Below are 12,923 nucleotides of genomic sequence, written 5' to 3'. Positions count from 1 at the left end.
CCGTGGCAGAAGCATGGGTCAATTCCTCGGTCGGATCCCCCTCCGGATCCCCGGTCGAGTCGTCGGCCGACTTCCCGTCCGTCGCGCCCGCCGGGCCGCTCGGCACCGACCTGTTCCTGGAGCTCTCCGGCCGCGGCAGTCGACGTGCCCAACTGATGCAGGCGTTGCGCGAGGCCGTCGACTCCGGGCGGCTCGCCCCCGGCACCCGCCTGCCCCCGTACCGCAGCCTCGCCCGCGACCTGGGCATCGCCCGCAACACGGTGGCGGACGCGTACGCCGAACTCGTCGCCGAGGGGCGGCTGTCGGCCCGCCAGGGCTCCGGTACCCGGGTCGCCCACCGGGCCGCACCGCTGCCCATCGGCCGGGACGCCCTCGTTCGCCGGACGGCCGCCCGGCCGGTCGTCCACGACCTGATGCCGTCCTCGCCCGACGCCTCGGCGTTTCCGCGCGCCGACTGGCTGGCCTCCGCCCGCCGGGCCGTCTCCGCCGCGCCCAACGACGCCTTCGGTGTCGGCGACCCGCGCGGGCGGCCCGAACTGCGTACCGCACTGGCCGAGTACCTGGCCCGCTCCCGCGGCGTCCGCACCGACCCCGACCGGATCGTGGTCTGCGCCGGCTTCGCCCACGCCTTGCGCCTGCTGGGCGGCATCCTGGACGGGCCCGTCGCGGTCGAGGCGTACGGTCTGGCCTTCCACCGCGGCCTGCTGGCGGAGGCGGGCCGCCGCACCCTCCCGATCGGCGTCGACCGGGCCGGGGCCCGCACCGCCGAGCTGGCCGCCACCGACGCACGGGCCGCCCTGCTCACGCCCGCCCACCAGTTCCCCACCGGCGGTCCGCTGCACGCCGAGCGCCGAGCCCTGGCGGTCGACTGGGCCCGCGCGCACGGCGGACTGCTGCTGGAGGACGATTACGACGGCGAGTTCCGCTACGACCGCCAGCCGATCGGCGCCGTCCAGGGCCTCGACCCCGAGCACGTGGTCTACCTCGGCTCCACCAGCAAGAGCCTCTCCCCCGCGCTGCGGCTCGGCTGGATGGTGCTGCCCGCTGCGCTGGTCGAGCCGGTGCTCGCCGCCAAGGGCGCCCGCGAGCTGACCTCCGGGGTGATCGACCAACTCACCCTGGCCGACTTCCTCGCCCACGGTGCCTACGACCGCCACCTGCGCCGGATGCGCCGCCGCTACCGCCACCGCCGCGACCTGATGGTCCGCACTCTGGCCGACCGCACCCCGGACATCCGGGTCAGCGGCATCGCCGCCGGGCTGCACGCCGTCCTCGAACTCCCCGAACACACCGAGCCGTTGGCCCTCGGCACCGCTCGCCGAATCGGCCTGGCCCTGGAGGGGCTGCGTGCCTACCGCCACCCCGACAGCACCATGCCACTCCTCGACGGCCTGGTGATCGGCTACGCCACCCCGCCCGACCACGCCTTCCCTGCCGCTCTGGACGCCCTCTGTCAGGCCCTCACCGCACTCCCCCGCGGATGATCGGCGGGCAGGAAGCGGTGCGGTGTGCCATCGACGAACGATCACGAGGTTTCTCCCTTCCACGAATCGGATGTGGCTGCGCGCAGCAGGGCGGCGATGCCGTTGAAGCCGCGACGCTCGGCGTGCTGGAGCGCCGTCACGCCGTCGGCGTCGGCGAGCTGCGGGTCGGCGCCCGCTGCGAGCAGCAGGCGGACGATCTCGGTGTGCGGACGGCCGCCGTCGCCGAGGATCACGGCCTCCAGCAGGGCCGTCCACCCCAGGCGGTTGACGTGGTCGACATCGAGGTCGGTCTCCGCCAACACCGCCTGCACGTAGGCGACATGGCCGCGCTCGGCGGCCGGTATCAGGCTGACGCCGCCGAACCGGTTGGTCAGCCCGAAATCCGGCCCGGCGACCAGCAGGGCCCGCATCATGGCGACACTGCCGGTGACGCCGGTGACCAGCCATGGGCTGTCCTTCCGATCGTCCTGCGCATCCGGATCCGCTCCCGCCGCGACCAGGAACTCGGCGACGGCCACCTGGTCGGCGAGCGCGGCCGTCAGCAGCGCCGTCCGCCCCTGCGGATCGCGCGCCTCCAGATTCGCGCCGGCGGCCAGGGCGGCCCTGACGGCGGCGACGTCGCCGGTGTGGGCAGCACCGAGCAGACGCTGGTCGATTGCGGTCGTCATCACGGTCCTCCTGAGGGACGGCAGATACAGCACGGAATGCCTCGACAGACACGGTGTGGGGCGAAAACCCGGTCCACCTGATATTTGCCCCGTCCCCCACCTCGATTCGTCGGCGAACCGGCCAGTGCTGGCGAGCTTTTCGGCTGACCCCGGCATCATCCGATCGGTCGATGCCGGCCGGAGCGGGGAAGAACGCCAGCGGCTCCGCAGGCCGCCGGGAGGAAGCACCGGGCCGGGCCGAGGGTTGGCCGAGCACAGATCAGGAGGGGTCGCCCTACCGGGCGAAAGCTGTGCAGACGCCGTACAACGGCCGCGCAATGTCCCCCGAAGGGTGAATCTCGGCGTGGGAGCAGGCCGTCCAACGCGCCGGTGCTCTACAGTTTCCGTGGCAGCCTGGGCGTTTCACCAGGTCAAGGGCCCCACCGACTGACGGTCGGTCAGCGGCCGAGGTAGGGCGGGTGGGACTCGAACCCACGACCAAGGGATTATGAGTCCCCTGCTCTAACCGGCTGAGCTACCGCCCCCCGACTCGACCCGCCGGGGCCGACACGCGGCCCGGCAGCAGTAGACGGCCCCTCAGGGACGCCCCCGGCAGCATAGCCGGTCGGTCACCCCTGGTGCGCGCCGGGGGCGCATCCGGGTCCGCCCGCTCCCGACCCTTCCGCGCCGCCCATTCGTGGCCCCGGTCGCACCCGTCCGGTGGACACTCCGACGAGTAGACAGCAGCGGAGAGGCGGCGGCACCACGCCGCGCGTGACGCATGATCATCGGGTCGGCGGCGGGCGGGAGCGGGCACCCTCGCCCCGCCGAGCACGGCCGGAACCGGGGCCGGCCACGGACGGCACTCGGCAGTCGCGCCCGGGCGCCCCGTGCCATCGGCTGCCACTGAACAGCCGGGTGTGGCGGTGTTCGCGCACGCCCTGGACGGCGACCGCTTCCGCACCATCTACGCTGTCGGCATCCCCGAAACCCGATCGCAACGACGGCGCGTTGCGTGATCGGCTCCGCCATGACACCTCCCGCACGGATCTGGCGTTCGCGAGAGCCACCACGTCAATGACGCCCCGCCAGGCGCCCGGCGGCCCGGTCACGCCCTGCCGTCGCGTTCCACGCGCGGGCGTCCCAGCGTTCCTGGCACCCAGTCGGGCGGCCCGCCGCCGAGGCGGTTGCCGGTGTCGTGCGGCCCCTGGTAGATCTTGCTGCATCCTCCGCCCGGCACCCCCGGGCGGGCCCGTCGAGCGGAAGCGAGTGACGGTGCCGCGCACCTCTCCCCGAACCGGCAGCGGCCCGGCCGCCGCGGCCTGTGCGCTGCTGCTCCTGCTGGGGGCGGCCGCGACCGGCTGCGATTCCGCCGGGCCGGACCGCGACCGTCCGACCGCCCGGCCCGCCCCCGCTGGTCCGCTGGGCAACCGGATCGGGCCGTTGTTCGTGGACGACATCGACGGCATGCGGGCGTGCACAGCCGCCGTGGTGCACAGCCGGAGCCACAACCTGCTGATCACCGCCGCCCACTGCGCGGCCCCGCACGGCATCCCGCTGGACGGCCTGGTGTTCGCGCCCGGCTACCGCGACCAGCGCGCCCCGTACGGGAGTTGGCCGGTCAACGCGGTGCTGGTGGACCCGCGCTGGGGGCCGGACGAGAACGAAGGGTACGACGTGGCGTTCCTCACCCTCGACGCGGTGCACGGCCGACAGATCGAGGACGTGATGGGCGCCTACACCCTCGCCACCGGGCTCGGCTTCGGGCTGAACGTCACCGTCACCGGCTACCCCAACAACGCCGTGTCCCCGATTACCTGCGAGGGCCTCACCACCTCGCGCAGCAACACCCAGCAGCGCTTCGACTGCTCCGGATTCACCGACGGCACCAGCGGCAGCCCCTGGGTGACCGAGCAGGGTCAGGTGGTCGGTGTCATAGGGGGTTACCAGCAGGGCGGGAACAGCCCGGAGGTCTCCTACAGCGTCGCGTTCGGCGACCGCCTCGCCGACCTCTACCGGCAGGCCGGCGGCGGCTGATCACCCCCAGGGTCACCGGGCGCGCCCCCGGGGCCCTGGGAAGCGCGGGAAAACACGAAAGCCCCTCGGTATCACCGAAGGGCCTTCGCTCTGTACTGATCACCGTGAAATCCGGTGAAGCTCCCCCAATTGGACTCGAACCAATAACCTGCCGATTAACAGTCGGCTGCTCTGCCAATTGAGCTATGGGGGACCGCGCTCCTCCAATTGGACTCGAACCAATAACCTGCCGATTAACAGTCGGCTGCTCTGCCAATTGAGCTATGGAGGATCGTGCTTCCGCCTCGCCCACCCCGGTCTCCGGATCTCCCCGGGGCCCACGGTGCTCGCTGCGGGACATACATTAGCGCACTCAGGGGGGTGTTCCGCCAATCGCTTTCGGCAGCGGCCTCCCCCACCTCGGCCGCGGGCCGGTCCGGCGTGCCCCGCGCGCGCCGCACGGTGCGGACGGGGATGCTGGTGCACGGTGGCTCCGGCTGGCCCGGACCCGCCACCGGCAGGGCGGTTCACGGCCCGGCCGGACGGGTAGACGCGGCACACAATCGCGCGGCGACGAAGGGTGGAACCAGGGCATGTGGAAGGTGTCGTTGATCGTGGGCATCGGGATCGGGTACGTCCTCGGTACCCGGGCCGGGCGGGAACGGTACGACCAGCTGGCCGGTGCGGCCCGCCAGCTGCGGGAGAACCCGCGGGTGCAGGAAGCGGCCGGCAAGGCCAAGCAGCAGGCGGGCGCGGTGGCCGGGAAGGCCGCCGGGGCGGTGGCCGACAAGGTCGGGGAGAAGCTGCCGAACGCGCTGACCGAACGCGTCCCGTACTTCGCGAAGCACCAGGGTGAGGACGACGGCTGGGGCACCGTCCGCCCCTGAGCATCCTGATCACGTCGTCCTGATCGCAGTGAACGTCTCCGGTCGGCACGGAACGCCTCCGACCAGGCACGGAGGGTCGGCGGTGGGGCTGGTTCCGGTACCGACTGGGCAACACTTGCGGCAGTCGGGCCCGCCCCGGCCGCCGACTGCGGCATGATCTCGGCATGGCCATCGTCGCGGGCATCGACAGCTCCACCACTCGCACCCGGATCGTCGCGTGCGACGCCGACACCGGCGCCGTGCTGCGGCAGGGCCGGGCCCCCCATCCGCTGCCCGAGGGCGATGACGCCCGCTCCACCGAGGTCGATCCGCAGACCTGGCTGCACTCGCTCGGCGACGCCGCCGCCGGGGGCCTGCTGGAGGGCGTCCGGGCGATCGGGGTGTCCGCCCAGCAGCACGGGCTGATCGGCCTGGACGCCGGCGGCGTGCTGGTGCGGCCCGCGCTGCTGTGGAACGACCCGCGCTCGGCGGGCTCGGCGGCCGCGCTGCTGGACGCGCTCGGCGGGGCGGAGCCCTGGGTGGAGGCGATCGGCGCGGTGCCGGGCCCCACGTACACCATCGCCAAGCTGCGCTGGCTGGCCGAATTCGAGCCGGTGTCGGCGCAGCGGATCGCCGAGGTGCTGCTGCCGCACGACTGGCTGGTCTCCCAGTTGCTGGGCGGTGCCCGGCGGCGCACCACGGACCGCGGCGACGCCTCCGGCACCGGCTACTGGTCGCCGATCACCGGCGAGTACCGGCAGGACCTGATCAAACTGGCGTTCGGCCACGAGCTGAAGGTCCCGGACGTGCTCGGCCCGGCCGAGCCCGCCGGGCACACCCCCGAGGGGCTGCTGATCTCGGCCGGCACCGGCGAGAACATGGCGGCCTCGCTGGGCCTCGGGCTGGGCCCGGGCGACGCGGTGGTGTCGCTGGGCGGCAACGGCACGATCTTCGCAGTGCACGACCGGGCGGTGGTCGACCCCTCCGGCCTGGTGTCCTCGTTCGCGGACGCCACCGGCCGGCACCTGCCGATGGTGGCGACGCTGAACGCCGCGCAGGTGCTGCGCTCCACGGCCGCGATGCTCGGCACCGACCTGGAGGGTCTGTCGGAGCTGGCCCTGCAGTCCTCGCCGGGCGCGTACGGGATGGTCTTCCTGCCCTACCTGGACGGCGAGCGCACCCCGAAGCTGCCGCAGGCGGCGGGCACCCTGACCGGGCTGCGGGCCGAGTCGATGGCGCCGCAGCACGTGGCGCGGGCCGCCGTCGAAGGCATGCTGTGCAACCTGGCCGAGGCGCTGGACGTGCTGCGCGGGCACGGCGTCGCGGTGAACCGGGTGTTCCTGCTGGGGACGGCCGGCCGGTTGCCCGCCGTGCAGCAGATAGCCCCGCTGGTGTTCGGGCTGCCCGTGGTGGTGCCGCCGCGCGGCGACCACGCGGCGCGCGGCGCGGCCCGCCAGGCCGCCTGGGCGCTCGCCGGGACGGCCGAGCCCCCGCACTGGGAACTGCCGGACGTCACCCTGCTCAACCCCGATCAGGAGCACGACCTGGCGGTCGGCAACGCGGTGCGCCAGCAGTACGCGGCGGTGCGCGAGCAGTTCCACCCGGAGACCGCCGCTACTTCCTGACGGACCGTCCGCACCAGCCCGTCGAAGCGTCGCTGAGGATGCGTCAGGCCCGGCGGGGTGGCAACGTTGGGGGCTCCACGACTGGAGGGACGGTTCGTCATGGCATTGCACAAGGGGCAGGGACACGAGCACGACGACCGTCGGCTGCCGTTCAGTCCGCTGCACGTACTGACCGACCCGCTGGGCGCGATGCAAGTGGCCCCGCCGCTGCACCAGCTGCCCAAGATCCCGATCCCGCCTTCCGTCGCGTACCAGCTGATCCACGACGAACTGATGCTGGACGGCAACGCCAAGCTCAACCTGGCGACCTTCGTCACCACGCAGATGGACGAATACGCGGACCGGCTGATGGGCGAGTGCCGCGACAAGAACATGATCGACAAGGACGAGTACCCGCAGACCGCGGAACTGGAGCGGCGCTGCGTGGCGATCCTCGCCGATCTGTGGCACGCACCCGATCCCGGTGCGGCGGTGGGCTGCTCCACCACCGGCTCCAGCGAGGCCTGCATGCTCGCCGGAATGGCGCTCAAGCGGCGCTGGATGCGCCGCAACGCCGACCGGTACGCGGCCGGGGCGCGGCCCAACCTGGTGATGGGCGTCAACGTGCAGGTCTGCTGGGAGAAGTTCTGCAACTTCTGGGAGGTCGAGGCGCGGCTGGTCCCGATGGAGGGCGACCGCTTCCACCTGACCGCCGATCAGGCCGTGGCGCACTGCGACGAAAACACCATCGGCGTGGTCGGCATCCTCGGCTCCACCTTCGACGGCTCGTACGAGCCGATCGCCGAGATCTGCGCCGCGCTGGACGGCCTCCAGCAGCGCACCGGGCTCGACATCCCGGTGCACGTGGACGCCGCGTCCGGCGGCATGGTCGCGCCGTTCCTCGACCCGGACCTGAGGTGGGACTTCCGGCTTCCCCGGGTGGCCTCGATCAACACGAGCGGTCACAAGTACGGACTGGTGTACCCCGGGGTCGGCTGGGCGCTGTGGCGGGACGGCGAGGCGCTACCCGAGGAGTTGGTGTTCAAGGTCAACTACCTGGGCGGCGACATGCCGACCTTCGCACTGAACTTCTCCCGGCCGGGCTCGGAGGTGGTCGCCCAGTACTACACCTTCCTGCGGCTCGGGCGCGCCGGGTTCCACGCGGTGCAGCAGGCCTGCCGGGACGTCGCCGAGTACCTGGCCGGGCAGATCGAGAAGCTCGGCCCGTTCCGGCTGATCACCCGGGGCGACCAGCTGCCGGTGTTCGCCTTCACCACGAACGGGGACGCCCCGTTCGACGTCTTCGACGTGTCCCGGCGACTGCGCGAACGCGGCTGGCAGGTCCCCGCGTACACCTTCCCGGAGGGACGGACCGATCTGGCGGTGCTGCGCGTGGTGTGCCGCAACGGGTTCACCCGGGACCTGGCGGACCTGCTGCTCAGCGACCTGCGGCGGCTGCTGCCCGAGCTGGAGCGCCAGCCCGCGCCGCTCAGCGAGCTGGGCATGCCGCAGCGCAGCGGGTTCCACCACTGACGGACCGCCGGGAGTCCGGTCAGTCCAGGTAGCCGCGGAGCTGGTCGGCGGAGGCGTGCTCGCGAAGTTTGCGGAGGGTCTTCGCCTCGATCTGCCGGATCCGCTCCCTGGTCACGCCGAACAGGTGGCCGATCTCCTCCAGGGTGCGGGGGCGGCCGTCGTCGAGGCCGTAGCGGAGCTGGACCACCTGGCGTTCGCGTTCGCCGAGGATGGCCAGCACCGCCTCCAGGTGCTCGCGCAGCAGCAGGAAGGCCGCGCTCTCCGGCGGCGAGGCGGCGTCGGCGTCCTCGATCAGGTCGCCGAGGGCCACGTCGTCCTCCTCGCCGACCGGGGTGTGCAGCGAGACCGGTTCCTGGGCCAGCCTGAGGATCTCCCGGACCCGCTCCGGCGGCAGTTGGAGCACCAGCCCGACCTCGGCGGCGGTCGGCTCCACGCCCCGCTCCTGCAGCAAGGCGCGCTGCACCCGCAGCACCCGGTTGATCAGCTCGACCACGTGCACCGGCACCCGGATGGTGCGGGCCTGGTCGGCGAGGGCGCGGCTCATCGCCTGACGTATCCACCAGGTCGCGTAGGTGGAGAACTTGTAGCCGCGGGCGTAGTCGAACTTCTCCACCGCCCGGATCAGCCCGAGGTTGCCCTCCTGGACCAGGTCGAGCAGGGTCAGGCCGCGGCCGACGTAGCGCTTGGCGACCGAGACCACCAGCCGCAGGTTGGCCTCGATCAGGCGGCGCTTGGCGATCCGGCCGAGCACGACCAGCCGGTCCAGGTCGTCGGTGAGCCGCTCGTCCCCGCCCGGGGTGGTGCGGTCGAGCGCCTCCTCGGCGAACAGGCCGGCCTCGATCTGGCAGGCCAGCTCGACCTCCTCGGCGGCCGTCAGCAGCCGGATCCGGCCGATCTCGCGCAGGTACTGCCGCAGCAGGTCGGCGGCCGGGCCGGCGCCCTCGTCCAGGGCGGCTTCCGGGGGCTCGTCGGCGAGGTCCTCGGCGGTGGGCTCGGTGTCGGGCTCCTGCGCGGCCTCGGCCTCACGGGCGCTTTCGGCCCCGGGGACGGGCTCGGTCTCGGCTCCGGAATTCGCCGGCCCGGGCTGTGGCTCGCTGGTGGGGAGTTGCGGGCCGGCCGGGCCGGGCCGGCGTGGGATCGCGGTGTCCCGGGCGGGGGCGGTCCGGTGCGGGCGGGCGACTGAGAGCTCCACGGGCATCCCTCCAGGGGCCGCGCGCGGCCTGGGGGTGCCGCGCCACACCGGAGGGGATACCCAGCCCGGCGGGCCCGGGCACCTGCGGGCGGCCGCGAGCCGGGCGAACGGCACCCGGCGCACGCACCGATGCCCCCGGGCGGGCGGGGGTGAGAGGGGTCCCGGGTGGTCGGGCGACGGCCAGAGGGTGGCGGTCAGAGGGCGGCGGCGCCGCGGGAACGCAGCTGCTGGCCGTACTGCTGCAGCGCCCACAACTCGCTCTGCACCGGGTGCAGTTCCTCGGCGGTGGCACGGTCGCCCAGCCGCCGCAGGTGGGCGCGCACCTCGTCGACCCGCCGGTCCACGGCCTGCAGGCGGAGCTTGACCAGGAACTCCCCCGCATACACCTCGTCGGCCTTGCGGCGGGAGCGGATCGGCTCCACGGTCAGTTCGGTGACCAGGCCGCGGACCTGGTCGTCCGGGCTGGCCTCGCGAACGGTGGCGGTGAAGTCCGGCAGGCTCGCGCCGTACGCGGCGCCGCCGGCCTGGCCGATGGCGCGCCGGACGGCCCGGTACGGCGGGGTGGGGAACTCGTCCTCGCCGTACTGGTCGAAGGCCGGGCTGACCAGGTCGGGGTGCTGCAGTGCGAGTTTGAGCAGCTCGCGCTCGACGAACTGCGCCGGGTCGCGCGGGTTGAGCCGGAACACCGGGCGCTCCGGACGGGCCGGCTGCTGTCCGGCGGGCTCGGGGCGGTGCAGCGGCCGGCGCTGGCCGTTCTGCTGGTTCTCCCGCTGCCAGCGGGCGAGTTGGGAGATCCGGCGGACCACGAACTGCTCGTCCAGGATGCCGACCATGCCGGCCAGCTGGACGGCGTACTCGTGCTGGATCGAGCGGTCCTTGATCTTGACGATGATGCCGGCGGCCTCTTCGAGCGCGGCGGCGCGGCCCTCCGCGGTGTCCACCCGGTGCCTGGCGACCGCCGAGCGAAGCGCGAACTCGAACAGCGGGACGGGGTTCTCGACCAGGCTGCGGACCGCCTCGTCGCCCTGGGCGAGGCGCAGCTCGCACGGGTCCATTCCGCCCGGGGTGATGGCGATGGAGGTGCGGGCGGCGAACTTCTGGTCGTCCTCGAAGGCACGCAGGGCGGCCTTCTGCCCGGCGGCATCACCGTCGAAGGTGAAGACCGTCTCACCGCGGTAGGTGGAGGTGTCCATCAGCAGCCGACGGATGATCTTGATGTGGTCCTCGCCGAACGCGGTGCCACAGGTGGCCACCGCCGTGGTGACGCCCGCCAGGTGACAGGCCATCACATCGGTGTAGCCCTCGACCACCACCGCCCGGCCGGACTTGGCGATCTCCTTGCGGGCCAGGTCGATGCCGTACAGGACGTTCGACTTCTTGTAGATCGGCGTCTCGGGGGTGTTCAGGTACTTCGGACCGTTGTCGTCCTCGCGCAGCCGGCGGGCGCCGAAGCCGACCACGTCGCCCGAACTGTCCCTGATCGGCCAGACCAGGCGGCCCCGGAAGCGGTCGATCAGGCCGCCGCGCTGCCCCTGCGAGGCCAGGCCGCCGACCGAGATCTCCTTGTCGGTGAAGCCGCGGCCGCGCAGGAACCGCACCAGGTGCTCCCAGCCGACCGGGGCGTAGCCCACCCCGAAGTGCTTGGCGGCGGCCTCGTCAAAACCGCGCTCGGCGAGGAAACGACGGCCGATCTCCGCCTCGGGGGTGGCCAGCTGCTCCTGGAACCAGGCGGCGGCGACCTTGTGCGCCTCGATCAGCCTGGTCCGCTCGCCCTGCTGGTGTCGGGGGCTGTAGCCACCCTCCTCGTAGCGCAGGGTGATGCCCGCCTGGGCGGCCATCCGCTCGACCGCCTCCGCGAACGAGCAGTGCTCGATCTTCATCAGGAAGGTGATCGTGTCGCCGGACTCACCGCAGCCGAAGCAGTGGAAGACACCCTTGCCCGGGTGCACGTAGAACGACGCGGACTTCTCGTCGTGGAACGGGCACACGCCCTTCAGCTGGGCGCCGCCGCCGTTGGCCAACTGCACGTAGTCGCCGACCACGGCGTCGATCGGCAGGGCGGCACGCACCGCCTGCACATCCTCGTCCCTGATCCTCCCGGCCACTGGGAAAGTCTACGGGAGCGCTCGGACGAACCGGCCGCCCGAAGCGGTCGTCCGAAGCGCTCGTTCGGGGCCGGGCTCAGCCGGTCAGCTTGGCGTGCAGGGCCAGGGCGGACGCGTCGGTCAGGGTGGCGATCTGGTCGATCACGGTGCGCAGCGCGGCGCGGTCGTCCTCGGCCTCCGCGTACTGGGCGGCGAACACCGGGTCCAGCCCGTCCGGGGCGGTGCGCAGCAGGGCGTCGGCGAGTTCGGCGATCACCACGCGCTGGCGGGAGCGCAGCTGGGCCTGCTCGTCGCGCTGCATCACGTACCGGACGGCGACCGCCTTGAGTACCGCGCACTCCAACCGGACCTCGCGCGGGACGACCAGCTCGGCGGCGTACCGGGTGAGCGGGCCGGGGCCGTAGCGGGCCCGGGTGGCCTGCTCGGCGGCCAGGCAGAACCGGCCGATCAGCTGGCTGGTGAGATCCTTGAGGCCGGCCCGGGCGCGGGCGGTGCCGTCGTACGAGGTGGGCCACCAGTCCTCGGACTGCAGGCGGTCGAGGGCCGCGCCGAACTCCTCCGGCCCGGTCTGCGGAGCGAACCGCTCGGCGGCCTTGAACAGCTCGGCCCGCTCCTGCGGGGCGCGCAGTGCCGCCGGGTCGATGTGGCCGGCCTGCAGGCCGTCCTCCACGTCGTGGGTGGAGTACGCGACGTCGTCGGACCAGTCCATCACGGTGGCCTCGAAGCACCGGCGGCCGTCCGGCGCGCCGGTGCGCATCCAGCGGAAGACCGGCAGGTCGTCGCCGTACACGCCGTACTTGGTGGAGGCGCGGTCTGTGGGGTGGCCGCCGCGCGCCCACGGGTACTTGGTGGCGGCGTCCAGCGCGGCCCGGGTCAGGTTGAGGCCGACACTGCGCCCGGGCCACGGGGAGAGCCGGACCTCGGGCTCGTCGAGCGGGGCGAAGCGCTTGGGCTCCAGCCTGGTCAGGATGCGCAGCGACTGGGCGTTGCCCTCGAACCCGCCGCAGGCCGCGGCGGCCTGGTCGAGCGCCTCCTCGCCGGTGTGGCCGAACGGCGGGTGGCCGATGTCGTGGGCCAGGCAGGCGGTCTCCACCAGATCCGGATCGCAGCCGAGCGCCGCGCCCAGCTCCCGGCCGACCTGCGCGCACTCCAGCGAGTGGGTGAGCCGGGTACGCGGGAAGTCGCTGCGCATCGGCGCGACCACCTGGGTCGTCCCGGCCAGGCGGCGCAGCGCGGCCGAGTGCAGCACCCGGGCGCGGTCACGCTGGAAGGCTGTGCGGCCGGGCCGCTTGTCGGGCTCGGGCACCCAGCGGGCCTCGGACTGCGGATCGTACGGAGTGGTGGTCTTCATATGTCAGTCACCGTACGCCGGGTGACGGACATTCGGACCGGCGCCGCGCGAACACCGGGCGCCGCCCAGGCAAATTGCAGAGACTTCTCTGCAAAGAGGTCTATGCAGAGAAGTCTCTGCACTCT

At 73.0% G+C, this 12,923-nt stretch carries 9 protein-coding genes and 3 tRNA genes; 5 read left to right on the top strand and 7 right to left on the bottom strand.

What is annotated here, in order from left to right:
• Positions 1-2 precede the first annotated feature (2 nt).
• Positions 3-1,484: a MocR-like pyridoxine biosynthesis transcription factor PdxR gene (pdxR, locus tag ACZ6R9_RS21110; RefSeq protein ID WP_465539574.1), complete on the top strand. Its 1,482-nt coding sequence runs from the start codon at positions 3-5 to the stop codon at positions 1,482-1,484.
• 41 nt (positions 1,485-1,525) lie between these two features.
• On the opposite strand, the gene ACZ6R9_RS21105 is transcribed toward pdxR, so the two are convergent.
• Together ACZ6R9_RS21105 and ACZ6R9_RS21100 are read right to left on the bottom strand one after the other, a co-directional pair.
• Positions 1,526-2,152, bottom strand: coding sequence for an ankyrin repeat domain-containing protein (locus ACZ6R9_RS21105; RefSeq protein WP_465539572.1), 627 nt, complete (start codon positions 2,150-2,152; stop codon positions 1,526-1,528).
• Between the two features lie 450 nt (positions 2,153-2,602).
• Positions 2,603-2,676 (bottom strand) — tRNA-Ile (locus ACZ6R9_RS21100).
• A gap of 730 nt (positions 2,677-3,406) precedes the next feature.
• On the opposite strand from ACZ6R9_RS21100, the gene ACZ6R9_RS21095 reads away from it, so the two are divergent.
• Positions 3,407-4,168: a trypsin-like serine peptidase gene (locus tag ACZ6R9_RS21095; protein WP_465539570.1), complete on the top strand. Its 762-nt coding sequence runs from the start codon at positions 3,407-3,409 to the stop codon at positions 4,166-4,168.
• A 120-nt stretch (positions 4,169-4,288) separates the two neighbouring features.
• On the opposite strand, the gene ACZ6R9_RS21090 is transcribed toward ACZ6R9_RS21095, so the two are convergent.
• Both ACZ6R9_RS21090 and ACZ6R9_RS21085 read right to left on the bottom strand, forming a co-directional pair.
• A tRNA-Asn gene (locus tag ACZ6R9_RS21090) sits at positions 4,289-4,361 on the bottom strand.
• Positions 4,362-4,366: 5 nt separating this feature from the next.
• A tRNA-Asn gene (locus tag ACZ6R9_RS21085) sits at positions 4,367-4,439 on the bottom strand.
• A 322-nt stretch (positions 4,440-4,761) separates the two neighbouring features.
• Here ACZ6R9_RS21085 and ACZ6R9_RS21080 point away from each other — a divergent pair.
• From ACZ6R9_RS21080 to ACZ6R9_RS21070, 3 genes are all read left to right on the top strand, one after another.
• Positions 4,762-5,034: a hypothetical protein gene (locus ACZ6R9_RS21080; RefSeq protein ID WP_380483206.1), complete on the top strand. Its 273-nt coding sequence runs from the start codon at positions 4,762-4,764 to the stop codon at positions 5,032-5,034.
• 164 nt (positions 5,035-5,198) lie between these two features.
• Entirely contained in the window at positions 5,199-6,638 is a 1,440-nt protein-coding gene (locus ACZ6R9_RS21075) for an FGGY family carbohydrate kinase (protein ID WP_380483208.1), read from the top strand.
• 99 nt (positions 6,639-6,737) lie between these two features.
• Positions 6,738-8,150: a glutamate decarboxylase gene (locus ACZ6R9_RS21070; RefSeq protein ID WP_380483210.1), complete on the top strand. Its 1,413-nt coding sequence runs from the start codon at positions 6,738-6,740 to the stop codon at positions 8,148-8,150.
• A gap of 19 nt (positions 8,151-8,169) precedes the next feature.
• On the opposite strand, the gene ACZ6R9_RS21065 is transcribed toward ACZ6R9_RS21070, so the two are convergent.
• From ACZ6R9_RS21065 to ACZ6R9_RS21055, 3 genes are all read right to left on the bottom strand, one after another.
• Positions 8,170-9,348, bottom strand: a complete 1,179-nt coding sequence (locus ACZ6R9_RS21065) for an RNA polymerase sigma factor (protein ID WP_465539568.1) — start codon at positions 9,346-9,348, stop codon at positions 8,170-8,172.
• A gap of 188 nt (positions 9,349-9,536) precedes the next feature.
• Positions 9,537-11,447 carry a DNA primase gene (gene dnaG / locus ACZ6R9_RS21060; RefSeq protein WP_465539566.1) on the bottom strand — a complete coding sequence of 637 codons (1,911 nt, stop codon included), beginning with the start codon at positions 11,445-11,447 and terminating at the stop codon, positions 9,537-9,539.
• A gap of 76 nt (positions 11,448-11,523) precedes the next feature.
• Positions 11,524-12,798, bottom strand: coding sequence for a deoxyguanosinetriphosphate triphosphohydrolase (locus tag ACZ6R9_RS21055; RefSeq protein ID WP_465539564.1), 1,275 nt, complete (start codon positions 12,796-12,798; stop codon positions 11,524-11,526).
• Positions 12,799-12,923: the final 125 nt, after the last annotated feature.

It is taken from the genome of Kitasatospora sp. NPDC048662 (assembly GCF_055587065.1).
Note: the sequence above shows the minus strand (reverse complement) of the source record. Positions and strands in the feature narration are given on the sequence as shown.